Raw genomic sequence first — 21,586 nt, forward strand, 5'->3', positions numbered from 1 at the left:
AAGGGCGCACCCTCACACCAAAAACAACCGGCGCAAGACGTGATTGCAACCTGCGGGTCAGGCCGACAGCTTGGCCATGACCTCGTCGGACACTTCGAAATTGGCGTAGACGTTCTGCACGTCGTCGTCGTCTTCCAGGGTGTCGATGAGCTTCATCAGGGATTCCGCCCGCTCTTCGTCAACGGGAACGCTGTTCTGCGCCTTCCAGATCGCCTTCACCGTCTCGGCTTCGCCGAGCGTCGCTTCCAGCGCCTTGGAGACCTCGCCGATATCCTCGAAACCACAGATGATCGTGTGGCCATCCTCGTCGCTGGTCACGTCCTCGGCACCGGCTTCGATGGCCGCCTCCATGACGGCGTCCGCCGTGCCGACATCGGGCTTGTAGATGATTTCGCCGACGCGATCGAACGAGAAGGAGACCGAGCCGGTTTCACCCAGCGCGCCGCCGGCCTTGGTGAAGGTCGAGCGGACATTGGACGCAGTGCGGTTTCGGTTGTCGGTCAGCGCCTCGACGATAACGGCGACGCCGCCCGGGCCGTAGCCCTCATAACGGATTTCGTCGTAGTTCTCGCTGTCGGCACCCGATGCCTTCTTGACGGCGCGTTCGATATTGTCGCGCGGCATGGACTGGGCCTTGGCATTCTGGATGGCAAGGCGCAGGCGGGCATTCATCGAGGGATCGGGAAGGCCGGCCTTGGCCGCGACGGTGATTTCGCGCGCGAGCTTGGAAAACATCTTGGAGCGCACGGCATCCTGGCGGCCCTTGCGATGCATGATGTTCTTGAACTGTGAATGGCCGGCCATGGCGCCCTCTTGGATAAACTCTGCCGATGATGGGATCGGGCCGCCTTATAATTTCATCCGGCCGGTTCGTCCAGCCTGTTGTCCGGCTCATCGCGGGTGCAAAGCCTCAAAGGCCCTGGAGAACCATGATCAGCGGCTTCTTTGGCAGGGTGCGCAGCGAGACGGTGACGGTGGCGCTGTCAGCCATCTTGCGGTCGAAGCCGGGACCGAAGAGGCCGAGGAAGCTTTCGACCGGCGGGCCGCGCCGGTGCATCGGCAGGATCAGCGCGGAGCGCAGCCGGGTGACCACGCGCACCATGCTCTCCGCGCCCATCGTCAGCCCGCCATCCACCGGCACCATCACCACGTCCAGACGGCCGATCTCGGCGTAATCCGTCTCGTCGAGCTCGTGATGCAAATGGCCGAGATGGCCGACGCAGAGGCCGGCAACCTCGAAGATGAAGATCGAATTGCCGTCCGGCTCCATCGCGCCGCCATAGCCGGCGCGAATGTCGGTCGGCACATTGCGGATATAGGCGTCGCCGACGACGAGATCGTGATCGGCGGCGTTGCCGTCGTCGCTCCAGCCATGCAGCACGTGGGCGATCTCAGGCCCCGGCGTCAGCGTGTAGTGCGTCGAATGCGCCTTGTTCATCGTCGCCACCATCGGCGGCTGCGGCGGGCGGTGAAAGCCGGAATAGTCGGTCGCGATCGTCACCCCGCCCGGCGTTTCCAAGAGGAAGGTGGAGTGTCCGAGAAAGGTGATGGCAACGGTCTGGTCGCGTGTTGCAGCCTGCTGAAGAGAGAATGCGAAGGGATCGGCGCTCGCCAACTGGACGAAACCGGCGTCCGGCAACGCCTGTGCGATCGCCTGACACTGGCTGACCGCCCGCTCCTGAGCGAGCGCCGGCGCCTGCAGGAAGGCGAAGCCGGCAGAGGCAAGGACAGCGCAGGTGAGAACGGCAGATCGCAGCATGGCACACCCTGACCCGGTTCGGCCTTGTTCGGCGGTCGTGTCAGGATATGCGCAGGCGGCTCGCGGTAAAGAGGCGATACGTCACAATCGCGTCATTGCCTGAGGAACGGCTTTAAGGCTTGGCCGAGCGCAAGACCTTGTTGATCCGCTCCTCCCAGCCTTCGCCGGTCGCCCGGAACTTGGCGAGGACATCGCCGTCGAGATCGAGGGAAACGCGTTCCCTTGACGCTTCCCGTTCCGCTTCCACCCGGCGGATGCTTTCGGCGAGATCGGGAAAGACCTCGGCGAAGGGGCGCGCTTGGGCCAGTTCCTCATCCGTTGCCTCTGGAGCGTCAGGATCAGAAGCGATTCTCGCCTGAATTTCGGCTTCGTCAGTGTCCGTTACGGGCCATAGGGATTTTCTAGCTTTGCTCATAATTGCTCTTTCCTTCTTGCTCGCCAGACGGAAGGAGATAATTGAAATAGCTTCCGTGCCAAGACGCGAGAAGACCACGGCCGTGATGACATGCTCATATTGCCCGACGGCCAGCATCCGAGCTTTCTTCGCCGGGACAATGATCGAACGCGAGAAATAGGACATTTCTATATTTGCGAAATCCAGTCCGTGCTTCCGGATATTGCTCTGCCGTTTGATCTCGTTGAACACGATCCGCATGGATATCGTAACACAACCCGCCAGCGCGCCAAGTGGTCTTGGTCGGCAACAGAAAATGCGCTCTGCCGGCTGATGTCAATATGCGTAACGTCTCATATTCCGCATCGAGACGATCACGCCCAGAAGGACGGTACGGTTTCCGAAAGGCGTGGGCCGATGCGCAAGGGAGCGATGGCTTCGGCAAGGCCGGTGCGATCGGAGATCTCGACGCCGACGCCGCAGATCGTGGCGGGGCCGGATGCGGCTTCGAAGCGGCCTTTGGGCATTTTGGAGATGAAGCGGTTGAGCGGCTCCTCCTTTTCCATGCCGAGCGACGAGTCGTAGTCGCCGCACATGCCTGCATCCGACAGGTAGGCGGTGCCGCCGTTGAGGATCTGGTGGTCGGCGGTCGGCACATGCGTGTGGGTGCCGACGACGAAGCTGGCGCGCCCGTCGACGAAATGGCCGAAGCACTGCTTCTCGCTGGTCGCCTCGGCATGGAAGTCGAACACGATCGCGTCCGCCTGCTCCGTCAAGGGGCAGGCGGCGAGAATGGCCTCGGCCGACTTGAAGGGATCGTCGAGCTCGGGATGCATGAACACGCGGCCCATGATGTTGGCGACGAGCACGCGCGCGCCGTTGCGGGCGAAATAGAGGCCGGAGCCGCGCCCGGGCGTGCCTGCGGGATAGTTGGCGGGCCGCAGGAACTGGTCGTGCCGCTGGCAGAAGGTCACGGCCTCCTTCTGGTCCCAGACATGGTTGCCGGTGGTGACCACGTCGGCACCGGCATTGATCGTCTCCAGGAAGATATCCTCGGTGATCCCGAAGCCGCCGGCCGCGTTTTCGCCATTGACGATGACAAAGTCGAGTTTGAGGTCGGAGACGATGCCCGGAAGCTTTTCCCAGACCGTCGTCCGGCCCGTCTTGCCCACCATGTCGCCGAGGAACAGAAGTCTCATATCAGATTGATCTCGCTTGTAAGCCCCGCCGCTGCGTCTCGATCAGGCCTTCCTCCGTCAGAATGGCGTCAAGCGGGATGTCGTGCGGCTCAAAAGGCACTGATGCCACTTCCTGGCAGGCGAAAGCAATCCCGATCAATCGCGGTCGCTTGCCCAGCGCGTCGAGACGCGCGATGGCGCGATCGTAATGGCCGGCGCCATAACCGATCCGGTGGCCGCCGCGATCGAAGGCCGAAAGCGGCACCAGCATGATATCCGGATCGACCTCCGGCGCCGTCTTGTCGGGTCCGGTGGTGCCGAACCCGGTCTTCACGACGGGTGAACCGGCGCGATATTCGCGGAAGACGATGGTTTCGCGGTCGAGAACGACGGGGAGGCAAAGGCGGGCGCCCATGCCACGCAACGCCTCCAAAAGCGGCCGGATGTCGGGTTCGGATCGTATCGGCCAAAAGCCGGAGACCATGGACCCGGCAAGGTGGAAGGCCCGAGCAAACTCCGGCGTACCGATGTGACGAAGCATCGCGGCGGCGCCGGCAGCCCGCGCCTCCGGCGACAGCGCATCGCGCAGCGACAGCCGTTCGGCCCGCAGAAGCGCCTTCTGCTCTCTGGATGTTAACGTCATGATCCCCTCATATCGCCATCCGGTTTGCACCGTCCAGCGAGCGGGATCAATTTTGTCGCATCGTCTACGAGGCTAAGTGCGCGGCAAGACGCTCGTCGCGAGGCCGAACGGCACCGCGTCAAAGCACTGACGGCTCAAGGGAGGAGATGAGGTGCGATCCACACGACCGATGGATGTTTACGATCCTGGGTGCCTACAAACGTAGGTGGGCGCCATATGCCCAGGCCCACGAGCCTGGACAGGGACAGCTCCCGTTGGATCGAGTATGGCCCCAGGGATTGTGGTTCCTGTCGTGAAGCGCAGACCGCAGAAAAGAATATAGAGTGCTTCGGCGCGGCATACCAGAGGCCGTTTGCGAAATCGGCGGGGGCGTCTCGAAACGAACGCTTAGCGCGGTTGGGCAGGAGGATGGCCAGGCTGGGCGGGGGGCGCCGGGCGGTTGACGATGCGGGCGGCCAGACCCTGGATCTGGGTCGTGACCTCGCCGAGCGCGGAGGCCAGCGCCTCTTCCGCATCGGCTTCTCTGGCGACGGCGGCGTCCCGGGCGCGCTTCAGCCCGTCCACTTCGGCCTCCAGCGCCTTTAACCGGCGATCCACCTCGGAAAGTTCGTCCGTCACCATGATGGCCGCCATCACCGTCAGCCGGAGATCGCCGATCTCGCCGAACTGGCCCTTGAGATGGCTGACATACTGGTCGAAGCGCAGAGCGAGATCGGTGAGATGCCCCTCCTGCCCCTCCTCACAGGCCATGCGATAGGCCTTACCGTCGATCGTCACGGTGACTTGCGCCATTGGCTAACTCCCGGCCCGAGGCCCGTTGACGGATGAGATAGGGATCACCGGTCGAGAACGGCGCGAATGGTTTCCATGGCCGTTACGAGACGACGGGAAACCTCGCGGTTGACCTCTTCGAGGCGGTTGGCGCGGAACTGCGACTGGTCGAGCTCCTGCGCAAGCCGCGCCCTGTCCGTATTGACCCGGCGAACCTCGCCCTCGATCTCCACCCGGTCGCGTTCGCGGTCCAGCCGGCCGTCGATCACGCTTTCCAGACCGGCGACGGCCCCCTTCAGCTCGTCGATTGCCGCCCTGACTGTCTTCCCTGCCGCCATCGTGTCTGCTTCCATTCCATGGCCGGGGCACCGAATCGGCAAGCCGCGCCCTCGTCAAAGCCAATCGCACTATTAGACTCAATCCGCCGGACGACACAACGCCAGCCCGTCAGCTTCAGGCTGGAAGCTGTGGATCACGCACGATTTTTCGTGCTTCGACGGGACCCCGGCGCCTGCCGTCTTTGTTGACTCCACCGGGCGAGGTGCTATGTCTCACCCCGCTTCCGATGCGGTCTTTGGAGGATAGAGACCGTTCCCTGATCACCAAGCTTAAGCGGAACAGTCATGATCTCGAATGAACAACACGACCGGATGGCGAATGCGATCCGTTTTCTGGCCATGGATGCAGTGGAAAAGGCCAATTCCGGCCATCCCGGCCTGCCCATGGGAGCGGCCGATATCGCGACCGTCCTTTTCACCAAATATATGAAGTTCGACCCGAAGAACCCCAACTGGCCAGACCGCGACCGTTTCGTGCTGTCCGCCGGCCACGGCTCGATGCTGCTCTATGCCCTGCTCTACCTGACGGGCTATCCCGATATGACCATCGAGGACATCAAGCAGTTCCGCCAGCTCGGCTCCAAGACCGCCGGCCACCCGGAATTCGGCCATGCCACGGGCATCGAGACGACGACCGGACCGCTTGGCCAGGGCATTGCCAATGCCGTGGGCATGGCGATTGCCGAGCGCAAGCTCGAACAGGAGTTCGGCTCGGATCTCCAGGATCACTATACCTACGCGCTCTGCGGTGACGGCTGCCTCATGGAAGGCATCAGCCATGAAGCGATCGCTCTGGCCGGCCACCTGAAGCTGAACAAGCTCGTGCTCTTCTGGGACAACAACTCGATCACCATCGACGGCGCCGTATCGCTGTCCGACTCGACCGACCAGATCGCCCGCTTCAAGGCCGTGCACTGGAACACGATCGAAGTCGACGGCCACGACCAGAAGGCGATCTCCGACGCGATCGAAGCCGCGCACAAGTCCGACCGGCCGACCTTCATCGCCTGCAAGACCGTCATCGGTTTCGGCGCACCGAACAAGGCCGGCACCCACAAGGTTCACGGCTCGCCGCTCGGCGCGGAAGAAATCGCTGCCACCCGCAAGGCCCTGAACTGGGAATCGGAAGCCTTCGATACGCCGGCAGACGTTCTTGATGCCTGGCGCAGCGCCGGCGAGCGTTCGGTGCAGGCCCGCAAGGCCTGGGAAGCACGCCTGTCTGCGACCGACGAGACGAAGAAGGCGGAATTCACCCGCCGCTTTGCAGGCCAGCTGCCCGCCGGCTTCGACAAGGCCATCGACGACTACAAGAAGAAGCTCGCCGAGAAGCCTCCGACGATCGCAACCCGCAAGGCGTCCGAGGACGCACTGGAAGTCATCAACGGTTTCCTGCCGGAAACGCTCGGCGGCTCTGCCGACCTGACGCCGTCCAACAACACCAAGACCAGCCAGATGACGTCGATCACCCCGACGGATTTCGGCGGCCGCTACATGCACTGGGGCATCCGCGAACACGGCATGGCCGCGGCCATGAACGGCATCACGCTCCATGGCGGCCTGATCCCCTACTCCGGCGGCTTCATGATCTTCTCGGACTATTGCCGTCCGTCGATCCGCCTTGCCGCCCTCATGGGCATCCGCGTCATCCACGTGCTGACGCATGACTCGATCGGCGTGGGCGAGGACGGCCCGACGCACGAGCCGGTCGAGCACATGGCAGCGCTGCGGGCCATCCCGAACCTCCTGATGTTCCGCCCGGCCGATGCCGTGGAAACGGCGGAATGCTGGCAGCTGGCACTGGAAGACGGCAAGCGGCCCTCGGGCCTGGCGCTCACCCGCCAGAACCTTGCTCCGGCCCGCACCACCTACTCGGAGGAGAACCTCTGCGCCAAGGGTGCCTATGAGCTGATTGCAGCCGACGACGCCAAGGTCTCGATCTTCGCGTCCGGCTCCGAAGTCGAGATCGCCGTCAAGGCGGCCGCTGACCTCAAGGCCAAGGGCATCGCTGCCCGTGTCGTCTCCGTGCCGTGCTTCGAGCTCTTCGAAGACCAGCCGGAAGACTACAAGACGACCGTGATCGGCACCGCGCCTGTCAAGATCGCGGCGGAAGCCGCGGTCCGCCAGGGCTGGGATCGCTTCATCGGCTCCGACGGCGCCTTCGTCGGCATGCACTCCTTCGGTGCGTCCGGCCCTGCCAAGGACCTGTTCAAGCACTTCGGCATCACCTCGGACGCGATCGTCGCGGCTGCGGAAGCCAAACTCTCGTAAACACATCCCGGAAGGGGCATGCGCATCCGCGCATGCCCGATGACCATTACCTGAACCCGTTACGCCTTCTCAAAGGGAGAGAGCCCACATGACAGTGAAAGTCGCCATCAACGGCTTCGGCCGCATCGGCCGCAACGTGCTCCGCGCCATCGTCGAGTCCGGCCGCACCGACATCGAAGTCGTCGCCATCAACGACCTCGGCCCGGTCGAAACGAATGCGCATCTGCTGCGCTACGACAGCATTCACGGCAAGTTCCCCGCAACCGTCGAAGTCCAGGGCGATGCGATCGTCATCAACGGCGGCAAGCCAATCAAGGTCACGGCCGTGCGCAACCCGGCCGAACTGCCGCACAAGGATCTCGGCGTCGATATCGCGCTTGAGTGCACCGGCATCTTCACCGCCCGCGACAAGGCTGCCGCCCACCTTCAGGCTGGCGCGAAGAGCGTCATCATCTCGGCGCCTGCCGACGGTGCCGACCTTACCGTCGTCTATGGCGTCAACCACGACCAGCTGACCAAGGAACACACGGTCATCTCCAACGCGTCGTGCACCACGAACTGCCTGGTGCCGGTCGTCAAGGTCCTCAACGACGTGATCGGCATCGACCACGGCTTCATGACCACGATCCACTCTTACACGGGCGACCAGCCGACGCTCGACACCATGCACAAGGACCTGTACCGCGCCCGCGCAGCAGCCCTGTCCATGATCCCGACCTCCACCGGCGCCGCCAAGGCCGTCGGCCTCGTGCTGCCGGAACTCAAGGGCAAGCTGGACGGCACGTCCATCCGCGTTCCCACGCCGAACGTCTCGGTCGTCGACTTCAAGTTCGTCGCCAAGCGCGACACGAGCGTCGCCGAAATCAACGATGCCATCAAGGCTGCCGCCGACGGCAAGCTGAAGGGCATTCTCGGCTACACCGACGAGCCGCTGGTCTCCCGCGACTTCAACCATGACAGCCATTCCTCGATCTTCGCCATCGACCAGACCAAGGTTCTGGAAGGCAATTTCGTGCGCATCCTGTCCTGGTACGACAATGAATGGGGCTTCTCCAACCGCATGTGCGACACGGCCGTCGCCATGGGCAAGCTGCTCTGAGACCATGACGAGCCCCGGGCGCCACAGGCGTTCCGGGGCTTTTTTACCTGCGGTCTGTCAGCAGGCCTAACCGCCTTGAAGCAACGTCTCGGCATATCCAACGCAGGGTAAGGCAAGGATCCCCTCGATGTTTCGCCCGCTGCAACAGATGACCGTGCGCTGGCGCCCGTTCGAGGACGAGGGCCTGGAGCATCTGACGCTGATGCCGCGATCCGGGCTGCACCCCGGTATCCGCATCGAATCCGTCGTGATCGGCGCGCGCGGCGGCTCGACCTATGGGCTTCGCTACACGATCGACTGCGACCCGCACTGGACGACGACAGCCCTGACGCTGGAAACCACGACCGGCTTCCGCCTCTCGCTCATCTCGGATGGCCTCGGCCACTGGCAGGACGGCGATGGCCATGCGTTGCCGGCCTTCGAGGGGTGCATCGACGTCGATCTCGCCGGAACGCCCTTTACCAATACGTTGCCGATCCGGCGGCTGGCGCTACGTCCGGAAGACGGAACCCGCAGCCTCGACATGCTCTACATCCCGTTCGACACGTTCGAGCCGCTGCGCGATGCCCAGCTCTATACCTGCCTTGCCGAAGACCGCCTCTATCGCTACGAGGCCGCCGACCGCAGCTTCACGGCGGATCTCCTGCTGGATGCGGACGGCTTCGTGCTCGACTATCCCACGCTTTTCATTCGAACCTGACCCGATCAGACGTAACCGGAGACGACACATGACCTTCAAGACCCTTGACGACCTGACCGACATTGCCGGCAAGCGCGTGCTGGTGCGCGTCGACCTGAACGTGCCGACCAAGGACGGAAAGGTGACCGACGCAACCCGCATCGAGCGCGTCGTGCCGACGATCCGCGAACTGTCGGAAAAGGGCGCCAAGGTCATCCTGCTCGCTCATTTCGGCCGCCCCAAGGGCGAGCCGGTCGCGGATATGTCGCTGAAGCCGATCGCCGCCGCCGTCGAGGACATCATCGACCAGCGCGTTCACTTTGCCGCCGACTGCATCGGCGAAGCCGCCGCAACGGCCGTGGCCAGCCTTGAGGACGGCGATATCCTGCTGCTCGAAAACACCCGCTTCCACAAGGGCGAGGAAAAGAACGAAGCCGACTTCACCAAGGCGCTTGCTGCAAATGGCGACATCTACATCAACGACGCCTTCTCCGCCGCGCATCGCGCCCATGCCTCGACCGAAGGTCTCGCGCATCTGCTGCCCGCCTATGCCGGCCGCACCATGCAGGCAGAACTCGAAGCGCTGGAAGCAGGCCTCGGCAACCCCAAGCGCCCGGTCGTCGCCATCGTCGGCGGCGCCAAGGTCTCGACCAAGATCGATCTTCTGACCAACCTCGTGAAGAAGGTCGATGCCCTCGTCATCGGTGGCGGCATGGCCAACACCTTCCTTGCCGCCCAAGGCATCGACGTCGGCAAGTCGCTCTGCGAGCACGACCTTGCTGAGACAGCGCGCAGCATTCTCACCGAGGCGGAAACATCGGGCTGCGCCATTGTGCTGCCGGTAGACGGCGTCATCGCGCGCGAGTTCAAGGCGGGCGCGGCCAACGAGGTGGTCGACATCAAGGCGATCCCTGAAGACGCCATGGTTCTCGACGTCGGGGCGAAGTCGATCGCGGCTGTGAACGACTGGGTGAGCAAGGCGGAAACGCTGGTCTGGAACGGTCCGCTCGGCGCCTTCGAGATCGCGCCCTTCGACAAGGCGACCGTCGCCGTCGCGAAGCACGCGGCATCGCGCACCAAGAGCGGCGCGCTCGTCTCCGTTGCCGGCGGCGGCGACACAGTGTCGGCCATGAACCATGCCGGCGTTAGCGACGACCTGACCTATGTCTCCACGGCCGGCGGCGCGTTCCTCGAATGGATGGAAGGTAAGCCGCTTCCGGGCGTCGATATCCTCCACCAGCAGAAGTAACCCAAGACATTCATGGAGGCGCGTGGTCAGCCATGCGCCTCCGGCGTGCAGGCGATCCAAAGCGCTTGCATGCGCTTTGACCGAAAACCATTGGAAATCACAGGTAATTCAAACGATTAAATTATTTTCAATCGTTTTAAATATTTTAATTTATTTTGCATCCTCTTCGACTTCTGCTATCGCCAGAGGTAGAGACAAAACGCCGCAGAGGATGGATCATGACCGAGAGACTGGAAGATATCGCCGCAGCGATGATGGCAAAGGGACAGGGTCTTCTGGCCGCCGACGAATCCACCGCGACGATCGGCAAGCGCTTCGACACGATCGGTCTTGCCTCCAGCGAGACCTCGCGCCGCGACTATCGCGATATGCTGTTTCGCGCCGACGAGGCGATGAAATCGCATATTTCCGGCGTCATTCTCTATGAGGAAACGCTGTTCCAGAAGGCGGCCGACGGCACACCCTTCGTCGATATCATCCGCGCGGCCGGCGCCGTTCCCGGCATCAAGGTGGACACCGGCGCAAAGCCGATGGCGAAGTTTCCGGGCGAAACCATCACCGAAGGCCTCGACGGTCTCGCCGAGCGCCTGAAGACCTACTACGATGCCGGCGCCCGCTTCGCCAAGTGGCGTGGCGTCATCGCCGTCTCGGACACGCTGCCGACCTTCGGCTCCGTCAAGGCCAATGCGCAGGCGCTCGCCCGCTACGCGGCGCTCTGCCAGGAAGCCGGCATCGTGCCGATCGTCGAGCCGGAAGTCCTCATGGACGGCATCCCCGGCGACCATTCGATCGAGCGCTCGGCCGAAGTGACCGAGGAAACGCTGCGCATCGTTTTCACCGAACTCAGCGATGCTCGCGTCTCGCTCGAAGGCATGATCCTGAAGCCGAGCATGGTCATCGACGGCAAGAAGGCGCGCAAGGCCAGCGTTGAGCAGGTCGCCGAGCGCACCGTCGCCGTTCTCAAGCGCACCGTGCCCTCCGCCGTCCCCGGCATCGCTTTCCTGTCCGGTGGCCAGTCCACGGAAGAAGCTACCGCCCACCTTTCCGCAATGATCGCCGGCTACGACCTGCCCTGGGCCATGACCTTCTCCTACGGCCGCGCACTTCAGACCGAAGCGCTGAACGCATGGCAGGGCAAGGCCGAAAACGTCGCCGCCGGCCAGCGCGCCTTCACCCACCGCGCCCGTATGTGCGGCCTGGCGGCCCAAGGCGGCTGGAAGAAGGATCTCGAAAAGGCGGCCTGACCGCCCTTTCGCACACCCTATACAAGGCATTCGCACGGATGCTGTCACACCTTCTGGGAGGGAGGAGACCTGGCCGCCATGTGCGGCCGGGTTTTTTTATGCCGTTTGAAGGGCCGAAGCGTCGCTGAAGCCGCAGCGCGTCGAAATTGTCATGGTCACAAGTCTGCCGTTTCGCACCTGCCGGCATCCGGGATAGCTCTTGACCCAGCATCACCGGAGCCCGTTCCATATGACCCAGTTCGACTACGTCACCCTCGATGTCTTCACGAATGAGCGCTTCCGCGGCAATCCGCTGGCCGTGATCGCCGATGCGCGGGGACTCGATAGCGAGACGATGCAGGCGATCGCGCGCGAGTTCAATTACTCCGAGATCACCTTCGTGCTGCCGCCGGCAAACCCGGACAATACGGCGGAGGTGCGGATCTTCACACCAACCATGGAACTGCCCTTCGCCGGCCATCCCAATGTCGGCACCGCCTTTGCGCTCGCCCGCGCCGGCCATGTCTTCGGCAAACCGGTCGGCGACAGGCTGCGCTTCGAGGAAAAGGCCGGCATCGTCGAGGTGACCGTTGAGCGCGCCGCCAGCGGTGCTGCCACCGGTGCCAGCATTCAGGCGCCGCAGATGCTGACCGTCGCGGACGGCCTATCCGTGGACACGCTCGGCCCCATGATCGGGCTTGCCCCGGCAAAGATCGCCACCGGCAACCACGCCCCGCTGTTCCTCTCGGTCGCCCTGCCCTTCCTCGTCGCCGAGTTGCCCGACCTCGAAACACTCGCCGCGGCGCACCCGGAGACGAGCCTGTTTTCCGCGGTCGAGGCCGGCCTTGACCCGGTCGACGGCCGCCTGTCGGTCTTCCTCTATGTCCGCTCCGGCGAGAATCCGCTCTCGCTTCGCGCCCGCATGTTTGCGCCGCTCGACAACATCGCGGAAGACCCTGCAACCGGCAGCGCCTCGGCGGCCCTCGCCGCCTATCTCGCCACCAAGGTGACTTCAATGCCCGAAACGGTGGAACTGACGATCGACCAGGGCGTGGAAATGGGCCGCGCCAGCCACATCCGCCTGCGTGTCGCGATGTCGGACGGCAAGCCGATGAGCGTGCTGGTCATCGGCGACTGCGTGGAGGTCATGCGCGGCACGCTCACGGTCTGACGCACTCTGCGGATCGCGGCTACGGCCGGATCAGTACCGTCAGCATCATCACGGCGATGGCGGCCACCGCGATCTTCCAGAAATCCCGGCGATAGCGAAGCCCCGGCCAGCCCAATGGCTTCACCAGTTGGACCGTCATCAGGGCGAGAAGCAGGAGGGAGAGCGCTTTGGACATCGCCACGACCATAGAACAATTATGGCCGGCATGCGACGCGCTTTCTGTTCGGTTTCGAGCGTCCTGGCGCCCGGACGGGAACGTTCGGTTGCCGCCGGAACCTGTCGCGGATGGCGATGCCGCCGCCGTCCGGAACATTGGAGGAGATTGATGCTCAAACCGATTCCGGTTTCGGGAAATTTGCAGTAGGTTCGCTGGCACGTCCGGAACAAGCGAAGTCTCATGACCAGAAATCTCCTCCCCGTCGCGGCCCTTCTCCTTGGAACACTGTTCCTGTTTCTCGGAAACGGCCTTCACAGCCTGCTCCTGCCGATGCGCGGCACCACGGAGGGCTATTCGGCCACGCTGCTCGGCCTACTCGGCACGTCCTGGGCCAGCGGCTTCGTGCTCGGCTGCCTGACGGCGCCGACCATCGTACGGCGCGCGGGCCATATCCGCGCCTTCAGCATCTTCGCCGCCATTCTCGCCATCGTCGCGCTGATGACCGGCATCCATGTCGATCCCGTCTGGTGGGTCGTCCTGCGGGCCTTCACCGGTTTCTGCACCGCCGGCACGTCGATGATCATCGAGAGTTGGCTGAACGAGCGGGCAACGAACGAGAGCCGCGGCGCGATCTTCTCGCTTTACATCGCCATTACCCTCTTCGGCGTGGTCGCGGGCCAGATGATCGTGCCCTTCGGCGACACCAACACGGCCGTGCTCTTCATGGTCTGCGGCATCGTCTATTGCGTGGCCATGCTGCCGACGCTGATGTCCACGGCCGTTTCCCCGCAGCCGCTGAAGCAGGTTCGCCTCGATCTGGCCGGCCTCTACCGCAATTCTCCCGTGTCGTTCCTCGGCATTCTGATGGTCGGCATCGCCAATGGCGCCTATGGCACGCTCGCCGCCGTCTTCGGGCGCCAGGCCGGTCTGCCGGATGCGGATGTCGCCGTGATGGTCAGCACGGTCATTTTCCTCGGCGCCATCATGCAGTTTCCGGCCGGCCGGCTCTCCGACCGGATGGACCGCCGCTACGTGCTGGCCGGCATTTCCGCCGTCGCCGCGCTGGCGGGGCTGCTGATCTTCCTGTTCGAGCCGGCGGGCAAGGTGTCGCTGCTCATCATGGTCGGCCTCTACGGCGCCATGTCGAATGCGCTCTACCCGATCGCCGTGTCCCACGCGAACGACTTCGCAGCGCCTGAGGATTTCGTGAAAGTCTCCGGCGGCCTGCTGCTGCTCTACGGCATCGGCACGATCATCGGCCCGACCGTCGGCGGCCCCGTGATGACGATGATGGGTCCCTACGCGCTGTTCATGATCACCGCTTGCGCCCACATGATCGTCTTCGCCTATGCCCTCTTCCGCAGCCGCCGCCGGGCGGCCGTTCCCGTCTCGCAACGCGACCCATATCCCGCCACCATATCGAACGGACCGCTGATGGCGACGCCCGAAAGTCTGCAGATGTCGCCCCGCGCCACGCAAGTGACGATCGTCGATCCGTCACCGGGGGAAGCCGGAGAACGGGATGGTGCAACGGAGATCGTGGGTAAGGAGGACATAAGGCCCAATCCGTAGGAACAGGAGAACAGCAAACGAATCGCGATTCTTCTCCACGGCGAAAGATGAACGAAACAATAATTTTATGAAAGATGCGGCAGATCGAGGCCGGAACAATACATTGTTAACCGCCCGTTAAGCATTCCGGTTTATACCTTATGACATCCAGTTCGCTCTGGACTCAGACATTTCACTTCGGCGAATGGTCTGATTTTCTCCCTGTTTTACCTTGAGAGCCGCTTTTGCGGCTCTTTTTTTTTGCCGTCGTTGCGCCTTCGGGCGGAGGTCTTCATCAAGGTGTGGATGTTAACCCTTTCTTAAGAATATACTTGCGTGAAATGCGCTATGAGATCATTCTTCGTGCTGAGAAGAGCGGCGTTAGAAACTTTTTATCGACCCGCCCGTTACCTGACCGAGTGAATGCGTCTAACCAGGGAATGAAACATGTCCGAACGCGGATTGAACACCGTCAGTTTTGCAGGCCACGCCGCAGCATCGGCACAGTTCAAGGCGCTCTACGCTGAGGGCATGGGGCTCGTCGAGGAAACGGCGAGCTATCTCGATGGCCACGGCCGCGCAGCTTCCAAAGTTCTGCCGCGCATGGCGTCGGTCCTCTATGCGGCCGAATCCATGCGCCTCACCACCCGCCTGATGCAGATGGCGTCCTGGCTTCTTCTCCAGCGCGCCGTGAACAATGGCGAAATGACCCGCGATCAGGTGCTTTCCGAAAAGAACAAGGTTCGCCTCGACAGTTTCAATGTCGATCGAACGGCTCCTGGCTGGTCCGACCTTCCGGAAGGCTTCCGCGACCTCATAGACCGCTCGCTCCGTCTCCAGAACCGCGTCGCTTTGCTCGACCGCGAAATCTACCGCCCCCAGGAAGCCGGCAGCTTCGTGCCTGACAATCAGAACGGCGTAAAGGCCCAGTTGAACTTGCTTCAAACGGCGTTTGGCGCGAACTGAGGTATCAGACGGTTCCTATCAGAAGAAACGAGCCCGGCACGCCGGGCTTTTTCGTGTCTGGTGGACGTGTTCTCGGCCATTAGCTGAGTTTGAGGCGGCCTCTCGGAGACCTCTCTTTAGATTACCCGACAAACGCAAAAAAGCCCGGCAAACCGGGCTTTTCCAATAATTCCATGCATCCAGCGCGCCAAACGACGCACTGTCCAAAGCGAATCTTAGAGACCGAGGCCTTCGAAGCGCTTCTTGAACTTGGAAACGCGGCCGCCGCGGTCCATGAGCTGCTGGTTGCCGCCGGTCCAGGCCGGGTGCGAATGGGGGTCGATTTCAAGGTTCATGGTCTGGCCTTCGGAGCCCCAGGTCGAGCGGGTCTCGTACTCGGTGCCGTTGGTCATGACCACCTTGATCATGTGGTAAGCGGGATGGATATCAGCCTTCATAACACTCTTCCTGCAGTTCCCGGGTCCATTTGTCGCAACCACTTGCGGCTGCGGGACCGAACACGATAATGAAGCCGCAGACCGCATTTCGGCCAACGTCTTTTCAATTGGATGCGGTGCCTATACATGAAGGCCTAAGAGATAACAAGGCCCGATGAGCAAGGCCCGGCAGCAAAGCCGGATGACGGGATTTGGCCGCAAGACGCGTGAAATGTTTCGTCCAGACGCTGGGCGACTGGAGGACAGTGTGGCGATCGACAACGACAAGGCGGTGGGGGCCACGCGGAAGGTCCGGCCGCTGGCCGGGCTTCTTCCCTATGTGAAACGCTATCGCGGCCTGATGGCCGGGGCCGCCGTCTGTCTGGTGGCCGCGGCGCTGACCACGCTGACGCTGCCGCTGGCAGTGCGCCGCATGATCGACCACGGCTTTTCCAATTCCGATAGCGCCTTCATCAACACCTATTTCGCCATGCTGATGGTGCTGGCCATCGTGCTGGCGCTGGCGAGCGCCGGGCGTTACTTCTTCGTCATCACGCTCGGCGAGCGAGTGGTGGCCGATATCAGGCGCGAGGTGTTCGACCATATCACCCGGCTGTCCCCCGCCTTCTTCGACGTCAACCAGTCCGGCGAGATCGTCTCGCGGCTGACGGCGGATACGACGCAGATCAAGTCGGCGGTCGGCGCCACGGCCTCCGTCGCACTGCGCAACATCATCCTCTGCCTCGGGGCCATCGCCATGATGGTCTATACCAGCCCGAAACTCTCGAGCCTCGTGCTGATGGCGATACCGGTCATCGTCTTTCCGCTGGTCGCCTTCGGCCGCAACGTCCGCCGCCGCTCGCGCGAGGCACAGGACAGGCTGGCGGGCGCGTCCGCCTATGCGAGCGAAGCAATCGGCGCGATCCGCACCGTGCAGGCCTTCAATGGCGAGGCGACAGCCATGGCGCGCTACGGCAGCACGGTGGAAGACGCATACAGGGCCGCACGCGGTGCGATCACCGCGCGCTCGGCGCTGACCGCCTTCGCCATCACCATGATCTTCGGCAGCGTCGTCGCCGTGCTCTGGTTCGGCGCGCAGGATGTGCTCGCGGGCACGATCTCGCCCGGAACGCTCGGGCAGTTCCTGCTCTACTCCGTCTTTGCGGCCGGCAGCCTCGGCGCCCTGTCTGAAGTCTGGGGCGAGCTTTCGCAGGCGGCGGGTGCTGCCGAGCGGCTGAGCGAACTGCTGCAGGAACAGCCCGCGATCACCGAGCCCGCACATGCCAAGGTGTTGCCGCAGCCCGCCATCGGCCGGGTGGCGTTCGAGACCGTCCACTTCGCCTATCCCACGCGCCCGCTCGAAAAGAGTCTGAAAGGTTTGAGTTTTGCGGTCGAGCCCGGCCAGACCGTTGCGATCGTCGGCCCGTCGGGCGCCGGCAAGAGCACACTCTTTTCACTGCTCCTGCGCTTCTACGATCCCGATAACGGCACCGTCAGGCTCGATGGCATCGACATCCGCGATCTCTCGCCGCGCGGTTTGCGCAGCAGGGTGGCGATCGTGCCGCAGGACGTGACGATCTTTGCCGCCACCATCCACGAGAACATCGCCTTCGGCACGCCGGGTGCGACGCGGGTGGCGGTGGAAGCGGCGGCGAGCGCCGCGCAGGCCGATACCTTCATTCGGGCCATGCCCGATGGCTACGACACGCCGGTCGGCGAGCGCGGCATCACCCTGTCGGGCGGCCAGCGCCAGCGCATCGCCATTGCCCGCGCCATCCTGAAGGATGCGCCGGTGCTGCTGCTCGATGAGGCGACATCCGCGCTCGATGCCGAAAGCGAGACGCTGGTGCAGACGGCGCTCGACGGGTTGATGCGCACGCGCACGACGCTGGTCATCGCCCACCGGCTGGCGACCGTGCTGAAGGCCGACCGTATTCTGGTCATGGATCAGGGGCGCATCGTCGAGGACGGCACCCACGCCTCGCTGGTGCGCCAGGGCGGGCTTTATGCGCGTCTCGCACGGCTGCAGTTCGACCATGGCGCGCAAGCGCTCAACTTCGCCAGCCTTTAAGTCCAACTGGGTATCTTTCCACCCATCTCGCTCATGGGCGGGTGGAAGTTTACCCATGAACGAAGCCCCGCGCGGCAAAATGCGGCGAGGCGGCGTCTTTCGCCCAAAGAGGCGGTTGTCTCTTCCCGTCCCCCGATGTCACTCTGCATCCCGGCTGGCGCTTCGGAGGTTGCGCCGAGCCGATCTCAGACAGTGACGGGAGGAACGCGATGTCTGTCTTCAAATCCTTTTTGACCGGAGCTCTGCCAGCCCTGGCGATGGCTCTGCCGCTTGCATTCGGCGCAGGCAGCGCAAAGGCGCAGGAGTTTCCACAGCGAACCGTGACCATGGTCGTGCCCTTCGCCGCCGGCGGCTCAACGGATGTGGTGGCGCGCATCGTCGCGCAGAAGATGTCGGACGATCTCGGCGAGCAGGTCATCGTCCAGAACGTCGCGGGTGCAGGGGGCAACCTCGGCGCGACGAACGTCGCCCGCGCCGATGCGGACGGCTACACGATCCTGATGGGCACCGTCGCCACCCACGCGCTCAACCCCTTGATCCTGAAGACCAAGCCCTACGATCCCGAGACGGACTTCGCGCCGGTCTCGCTTCTCGTGCTGGTGCCGAACGTGCTTGTGGTCAATCCGGAACTGCCGGCAAAGACCGTGGCCGAACTGATCGCACTTCTGAAGGCCGATCCGGAGAAATATGCCTATGCCTCGTCGGGCAACGGCACGCCGCTGCACCTGTCGGGCGAACTCTTCAAGAAAATGGCCGGCGTCAGCATGCAGCATATCCCCTACAAGGGCTCCGGCCCGGCGCTGAACGATGTGATCGGCAATCAAGTGCCGATCATGTTCGACAACCTGCCCTCGTCCTCCGGCCACATCAAGGCCGGCACGCTGCGGGCGCTGGGCGTGACCACCGCCGAGCGGGCAGCCTCCTTCCCCGACGTGCCGACGATCGCGGAGACCGTGCCAGGCTACGAGACGTATACGTGGAATGCCCTGTTTGCCCCGGCCGGCACGCCCGAACCCGTCATCGCCCGCCTGAACGCCGCCGCAAAGAAGGCCATGGCCGATCCCGATGTCGTCGCCCGCATGAAGGATTTCAGCGCCACCATCGTCGCCTCGACACCGGAGGAACTGAAGACGCATGTGAAGGCAGAGATCGACAAGTGGACGCCGGTGGTGAAGGACGCGAATGTGACGCTGGATTGATGGGGCGTTTGTAACCGGGGCACAGCCCCTCATCCGGCTGCCACCACCTTCTCCCCGCGCGCGGGGAGAAGGGACCTCGAGGCACTGCTTTCGCCACATATCAAAACGTCGAGCATGCCACGTCCTCTCTCCCCGCCGGCGGGGAGAGGGCTAGGGTCAGGAGCTGTCGCCGGGTCGGAAGGCTGCCCCCTGCTCCCCTACTTCTCCGTCAGCTTCAACTCGATCCGGCGGTTCTGGTCGCGGGCTTCCTTCGTGTCGCCCTCGGCGATCGGCTGGAACTCGCCGAAGCCGGCAGCGACCAAGCGGCCGGGGGGAACGCCCTTGGAGATGAGGTATTTGACGACCGACGTGGCGCGCGCCGACGAAAGCTCCCAATTGTCGATATAACGACCGGAGCCCGACAGCGGCACGTTGTCCGTGTGGCCATCGACCCGCAGCACCCAGTTGATCTCGGCCGGGATTTCCTTGGCAAGATCGAGCAGCGCCATGGCGAGCTTGCCCATCTCCTCCTGCCCCGCCGGGTTCAGCTCGTTGCCGCCGGAGGGAAAGAGGACTTCCGACTGGAAGACGAAGCGGTCGCCGACGATGCGGATGTTCTCGCGGTCCGACAGGATTTCGCGCAGGCGGCCGAAGAAATCGGATCGGTAGCGGTTGAGTTCCTGCACGCGCTGCGCCAGCGCTACGTTCAGGCGGCGACCGAGATCGGCGATCTTGGTCTGCGACGTCGCATCGCGCGCCTCGGAGGCCTGAAGGGCGCTCTCGATGGCGGCGATCTGGTTCCGCAGGGCGGCGATCTGCTGGTTGAGGAGATCGATCTGGCTCATCGCCCGGCCGCTCGCCTGCTGTTCGGCTTCCAGCCGTCCGGTGAGGTCGCCGATCCGCTGGTCGGCCGCAGCCGTGCTGCCGCTGCCCTGGTCGAGCAGCGATTGCAGCCGCGAGCGCTCGCCCTCCGATGTCTGGAGCGATGCCTGCAGATTGGCGAGCGAATCCTCCAGATCCTGCTTGCCGCTCTTTTCCAGCGCCAGAAGCTGGGTCAGCTCGTTGATCTGGCTGTTCAGCCGCGTCAGGACCTCGTCCTTGCCGCTGATTTCGCGGCTGAGCAGGAACTGCGCCAGCACAAAGACGGAGAGCAGAAACATGATGGCGAGCAGCAGCGTCGATAGGGCATCGACGAAGCCGGGCCAGTAATCCACGGTGCGCTGGTGGCGACCCCTGCGTAGCGCCATCTCAGTCCTGTCCCGTCTCTTCGCTGGCCCGACGCGGCGTCGGCAGGGTCTTCCGGTCGTTATCGGAGAGACGCGCGGCCAGCTTGTCGAGCGTGCGGCGCATCGAGCGTGCCTCTTCCTGCTGGGCCTCGATCCAGTCGCGCAGCATCTGCTGCTCGCCGCGCATGTTCTTCACCAGACCCTGAATGCCTTCGGCAAGGCTGGCCATGGCCGCCGTCGTGCGCTGGCTCGTGCCGCCTTCCTGCGTCATGCGGCTCAGCTCCTCCGCGATAAGCCGCAGGTCCTCGGAGCGATCGCCCGCACTGACTTCGGAGCGCACGTTCACATCCGAGCTGACATCGGTCACGGAAGACAGCCAGTTTTCGAGTTCGGTATAAAAGCGGCTCTGCGCCCGACCGGCCTGCAAATCGAGGAAGCCGAGAACCAGCGAACTTGCAAGGCCGAAGAGCGAGGTGGAGAAGGCGGTTCCCATGCCGGTGAGCGGGGCGGACAGGCCTGTCTTCAGCGCGGACAGCACATCCTCCGTGCTGCCGCTTCCGGCATCCAGCGACTGGATGACGGTGTTGATGGAGCCGATGGTGCCGAGCAGGCCCCAGAAGGTGCCGAGCAGGCCGAGAAAGACGAGAAGGCCGATGAGATAGCGCGATGTATCGCGCGATTCATCAAGACGGGTTGCGATGCTGTCGAGAATGGAGCGGAGCGCGGCGGTGGAGATCGCCATCGAATGGCGCTTGCCGATCAGCGCGCGCATGGGGGCGAGCAGAACCGGATCGCGCCCGACCTTGTCGGCGCTGCCGGCGGCGCGGAAGCTGTTGAACCAGCGCACCTCGGGCCTGAGCGCCAGAACATGGGTGAAGACAAGGAGGATGCCGATCAGCAGAACGCCGAGGATCAGCCCGTTGAGGCCGGGATTGCTGAGAAAGGCGGCCTGCGCCTGCCGGAACAGGATGGCACCGACGAAACCGACGATGATGAGGAAGATGACCATGGTCCAGAAGAACACCATGGGGCTCGTCAGCTTGTTCGGATTGTAGTCCCCGTCCTGCTCCGCATCCCAGCCAGACAATGTCAGTTTCGCCATGCCGCTTCTCTCGATTCCCAGCCGGCCGCCCGGTCATCTCTCGGCCAGGCCCGGCCATATGGCGCAGACCCTACTGCATAATTTACCAAACCGGAACGGTTCGCGCACATATTCTGCAAGAGATCAACGACCTGGGCAGAGCAACGG

The 21,586-nt window shown here is 63.5% G+C and carries 21 protein-coding genes and 1 other RNA gene; 10 read left to right on the forward strand and 12 right to left on the reverse strand.

From position 1 onward, the window contains the following. Positions 1–57: 57 nt before the first annotated feature. The 8 genes from GA0004734_RS00530 to GA0004734_RS00565 form a co-directional block, all read right to left on the reverse strand. A complete protein-coding gene (locus tag GA0004734_RS00530; protein ID WP_092930290.1) occupies positions 58–804 on the reverse strand; it encodes a YebC/PmpR family DNA-binding transcriptional regulator in 747 nt (248 codons plus the stop codon). A 106-nt stretch (positions 805–910) separates the two neighbouring features. Continuing rightward, complete coding sequence (locus tag GA0004734_RS00535; protein ID WP_092930293.1) at positions 911–1,759, reverse strand: MBL fold metallo-hydrolase; 849 nt, start codon at positions 1,757–1,759, stop codon at positions 911–913. 112 nt (positions 1,760–1,871) lie between these two features. After that, a complete protein-coding gene (locus tag GA0004734_RS26765; RefSeq protein ID WP_092930296.1) occupies positions 1,872–2,414 on the reverse strand; it encodes a BrnA antitoxin family protein in 543 nt (180 codons plus the stop codon). A 113-nt stretch (positions 2,415–2,527) separates the two neighbouring features. Further along, positions 2,528–3,352 (reverse strand): TIGR00282 family metallophosphoesterase, encoded by an 825-nt coding sequence (locus tag GA0004734_RS00545; RefSeq protein WP_092930298.1) that lies wholly within the window; start codon positions 3,350–3,352, stop codon positions 2,528–2,530. Position 3,353: 1 nt separating this feature from the next. Further along, the gene (locus GA0004734_RS00550; protein ID WP_092930301.1) at positions 3,354–3,974 is read right to left on the reverse strand and encodes a 5-formyltetrahydrofolate cyclo-ligase; all 621 of its coding nucleotides are present in this window, start codon (positions 3,972–3,974) and stop codon (positions 3,354–3,356) included. 151 nt (positions 3,975–4,125) lie between these two features. Continuing rightward, a non-coding RNA gene (gene ssrS / locus GA0004734_RS00555) (6S RNA) lies at positions 4,126–4,283 on the reverse strand. A gap of 78 nt (positions 4,284–4,361) precedes the next feature. Further along, the gene (locus tag GA0004734_RS00560) at positions 4,362–4,766 is read right to left on the reverse strand and encodes a cell division protein ZapA (RefSeq protein ID WP_092930304.1); all 405 of its coding nucleotides are present in this window, start codon (positions 4,764–4,766) and stop codon (positions 4,362–4,364) included. Positions 4,767–4,810: 44 nt separating this feature from the next. Continuing rightward, the gene (locus GA0004734_RS00565) at positions 4,811–5,083 is read right to left on the reverse strand and encodes a DUF4164 domain-containing protein (protein ID WP_092935696.1); all 273 of its coding nucleotides are present in this window, start codon (positions 5,081–5,083) and stop codon (positions 4,811–4,813) included. Positions 5,084–5,368: 285 nt separating this feature from the next. Here GA0004734_RS00565 and tkt point away from each other — a divergent pair, with 285 nt between their 5' ends. The 6 genes from tkt (at position 5,369) to GA0004734_RS00595 (ending at position 12,772) form a co-directional block, all read left to right on the forward strand. Continuing rightward, entirely contained in the window at positions 5,369–7,351 is a 1,983-nt protein-coding gene (gene tkt / locus GA0004734_RS00570) for a transketolase (RefSeq protein WP_092930307.1), read from the forward strand. 88 nt (positions 7,352–7,439) lie between these two features. Further along, positions 7,440–8,450, forward strand: coding sequence for a type I glyceraldehyde-3-phosphate dehydrogenase (gene gap / locus GA0004734_RS00575; protein ID WP_092930310.1), 1,011 nt, complete (start codon positions 7,440–7,442; stop codon positions 8,448–8,450). Between the two features lie 127 nt (positions 8,451–8,577). Further along, entirely contained in the window at positions 8,578–9,150 is a 573-nt protein-coding gene (locus tag GA0004734_RS00580) for a putative glycolipid-binding domain-containing protein (protein ID WP_092930312.1), read from the forward strand. Positions 9,151–9,178: 28 nt separating this feature from the next. After that, complete coding sequence (locus GA0004734_RS00585; protein WP_092930314.1) at positions 9,179–10,378, forward strand: phosphoglycerate kinase; 1,200 nt, start codon at positions 9,179–9,181, stop codon at positions 10,376–10,378. A gap of 218 nt (positions 10,379–10,596) precedes the next feature. Beyond that, on the forward strand, positions 10,597–11,622 hold the full coding sequence (locus tag GA0004734_RS00590) for a class I fructose-bisphosphate aldolase (RefSeq protein ID WP_092930316.1): 1,026 nt from the start codon (positions 10,597–10,599) through the stop codon (positions 11,620–11,622). A gap of 229 nt (positions 11,623–11,851) precedes the next feature. After that, a complete protein-coding gene (locus GA0004734_RS00595) occupies positions 11,852–12,772 on the forward strand; it encodes a PhzF family phenazine biosynthesis protein (RefSeq protein ID WP_092930318.1) in 921 nt (306 codons plus the stop codon). A 19-nt stretch (positions 12,773–12,791) separates the two neighbouring features. Here GA0004734_RS00595 and GA0004734_RS00600 read toward each other — a convergent pair whose 3' ends face one another. Further along, complete coding sequence (locus tag GA0004734_RS00600; protein ID WP_092935698.1) at positions 12,792–12,947, reverse strand: hypothetical protein; 156 nt, start codon at positions 12,945–12,947, stop codon at positions 12,792–12,794. Positions 12,948–13,169: 222 nt separating this feature from the next. On the opposite strand from GA0004734_RS00600, the gene GA0004734_RS00605 reads away from it, so the two are divergent. Next, a complete protein-coding gene (locus GA0004734_RS00605; protein ID WP_092930320.1) occupies positions 13,170–14,501 on the forward strand; it encodes an MFS transporter in 1,332 nt (443 codons plus the stop codon). Between the two features lie 426 nt (positions 14,502–14,927). After that, complete coding sequence (locus tag GA0004734_RS00610) at positions 14,928–15,446, forward strand: protease adaptor protein RcdA (RefSeq protein ID WP_062475155.1); 519 nt, start codon at positions 14,928–14,930, stop codon at positions 15,444–15,446. Positions 15,447–15,661: 215 nt separating this feature from the next. On the opposite strand, the gene rpmE is transcribed toward GA0004734_RS00610, so the two are convergent. Then, the gene (gene rpmE / locus GA0004734_RS00615; protein WP_092930322.1) at positions 15,662–15,883 is read right to left on the reverse strand and encodes a 50S ribosomal protein L31; all 222 of its coding nucleotides are present in this window, start codon (positions 15,881–15,883) and stop codon (positions 15,662–15,664) included. A gap of 271 nt (positions 15,884–16,154) precedes the next feature. Here rpmE and GA0004734_RS00620 point away from each other — a divergent pair, with 271 nt between their 5' ends. Further along, positions 16,155–17,933 carry an ABC transporter transmembrane domain-containing protein gene (locus GA0004734_RS00620; protein WP_280949513.1) on the forward strand — a complete coding sequence of 593 codons (1,779 nt, stop codon included), beginning with the start codon at positions 16,155–16,157 and terminating at the stop codon, positions 17,931–17,933. Between the two features lie 257 nt (positions 17,934–18,190). Continuing rightward, positions 18,191–19,132, forward strand: a complete 942-nt coding sequence (locus GA0004734_RS00625) for a Bug family tripartite tricarboxylate transporter substrate binding protein (RefSeq protein ID WP_245292460.1) — start codon at positions 18,191–18,193, stop codon at positions 19,130–19,132. 197 nt (positions 19,133–19,329) lie between these two features. Here the strand turns inward: GA0004734_RS00625 and GA0004734_RS00630 are convergent, their stop codons facing one another. Together GA0004734_RS00630 and GA0004734_RS00635 are read right to left on the reverse strand one after the other, a co-directional pair. After that, positions 19,330–20,358, reverse strand: coding sequence for a peptidoglycan -binding protein (locus GA0004734_RS00630; RefSeq protein WP_092930326.1), 1,029 nt, complete (start codon positions 20,356–20,358; stop codon positions 19,330–19,332). A 1-nt stretch (position 20,359) separates the two neighbouring features. Next, positions 20,360–21,439 carry a MotA/TolQ/ExbB proton channel family protein gene (locus tag GA0004734_RS00635; RefSeq protein WP_139056213.1) on the reverse strand — a complete coding sequence of 360 codons (1,080 nt, stop codon included), beginning with the start codon at positions 21,437–21,439 and terminating at the stop codon, positions 20,360–20,362. Positions 21,440–21,586 lie beyond the last annotated feature (147 nt).

Source organism: Rhizobium sp. 9140 (assembly GCF_900067135.1).
Lineage (GTDB): Bacteria > Pseudomonadota > Alphaproteobacteria > Rhizobiales > Rhizobiaceae > Ferranicluibacter.

Bases quoted from the DNA above. Each gene is read 5' to 3' on its own strand.
- GA0004734_RS00595 (WP_092930318.1), top strand. From the start codon at position 11,852: ATGACCCAGTTCGACTACGTCACCCTCGATGTCTTCACGAATGAGCGC.
- GA0004734_RS00560 (WP_092930304.1), bottom strand. From the start codon at position 4,766: ATGGCGCAAGTCACCGTGACGATCGACGGTAAGGCCTATCGCATGGCC.
- GA0004734_RS26765 (WP_092930296.1), bottom strand. From the start codon at position 2,414: ATGCGGATCGTGTTCAACGAGATCAAACGGCAGAGCAATATCCGGAAG.
- GA0004734_RS00530 (WP_092930290.1), bottom strand. From the start codon at position 804: ATGGCCGGCCATTCACAGTTCAAGAACATCATGCATCGCAAGGGCCGC.
- GA0004734_RS00600 (WP_092935698.1), bottom strand. From the start codon at position 12,947: ATGTCCAAAGCGCTCTCCCTCCTGCTTCTCGCCCTGATGACGGTCCAA.
- GA0004734_RS00590 (WP_092930316.1), top strand. From the start codon at position 10,597: ATGACCGAGAGACTGGAAGATATCGCCGCAGCGATGATGGCAAAGGGA.
- GA0004734_RS00585 (WP_092930314.1), top strand. From the start codon at position 9,179: ATGACCTTCAAGACCCTTGACGACCTGACCGACATTGCCGGCAAGCGC.
- GA0004734_RS00635 (WP_139056213.1), bottom strand. From the start codon at position 21,439: ATGGCGAAACTGACATTGTCTGGCTGGGATGCGGAGCAGGACGGGGAC.
- GA0004734_RS00565 (WP_092935696.1), bottom strand. From the start codon at position 5,083: ATGGCGGCAGGGAAGACAGTCAGGGCGGCAATCGACGAGCTGAAGGGG.
- GA0004734_RS00535 (WP_092930293.1), bottom strand. From the start codon at position 1,759: ATGCTGCGATCTGCCGTTCTCACCTGCGCTGTCCTTGCCTCTGCCGGC.
- rpmE (WP_092930322.1), bottom strand. From the start codon at position 15,883: ATGAAGGCTGATATCCATCCCGCTTACCACATGATCAAGGTGGTCATG.
- GA0004734_RS00545 (WP_092930298.1), bottom strand. From the start codon at position 3,352: ATGAGACTTCTGTTCCTCGGCGACATGGTGGGCAAGACGGGCCGGACG.
- GA0004734_RS00580 (WP_092930312.1), top strand. From the start codon at position 8,578: ATGTTTCGCCCGCTGCAACAGATGACCGTGCGCTGGCGCCCGTTCGAG.
- GA0004734_RS00630 (WP_092930326.1), bottom strand. From the start codon at position 20,358: ATGGCGCTACGCAGGGGTCGCCACCAGCGCACCGTGGATTACTGGCCC.
- gap (WP_092930310.1), top strand. From the start codon at position 7,440: ATGACAGTGAAAGTCGCCATCAACGGCTTCGGCCGCATCGGCCGCAAC.
- GA0004734_RS00550 (WP_092930301.1), bottom strand. From the start codon at position 3,974: ATGACGTTAACATCCAGAGAGCAGAAGGCGCTTCTGCGGGCCGAACGG.
- tkt (WP_092930307.1), top strand. From the start codon at position 5,369: ATGATCTCGAATGAACAACACGACCGGATGGCGAATGCGATCCGTTTT.
- GA0004734_RS00625 (WP_245292460.1), top strand. From the start codon at position 18,191: ATGGCTCTGCCGCTTGCATTCGGCGCAGGCAGCGCAAAGGCGCAGGAG.
- GA0004734_RS00610 (WP_062475155.1), top strand. From the start codon at position 14,928: ATGTCCGAACGCGGATTGAACACCGTCAGTTTTGCAGGCCACGCCGCA.
- GA0004734_RS00605 (WP_092930320.1), top strand. From the start codon at position 13,170: ATGACCAGAAATCTCCTCCCCGTCGCGGCCCTTCTCCTTGGAACACTG.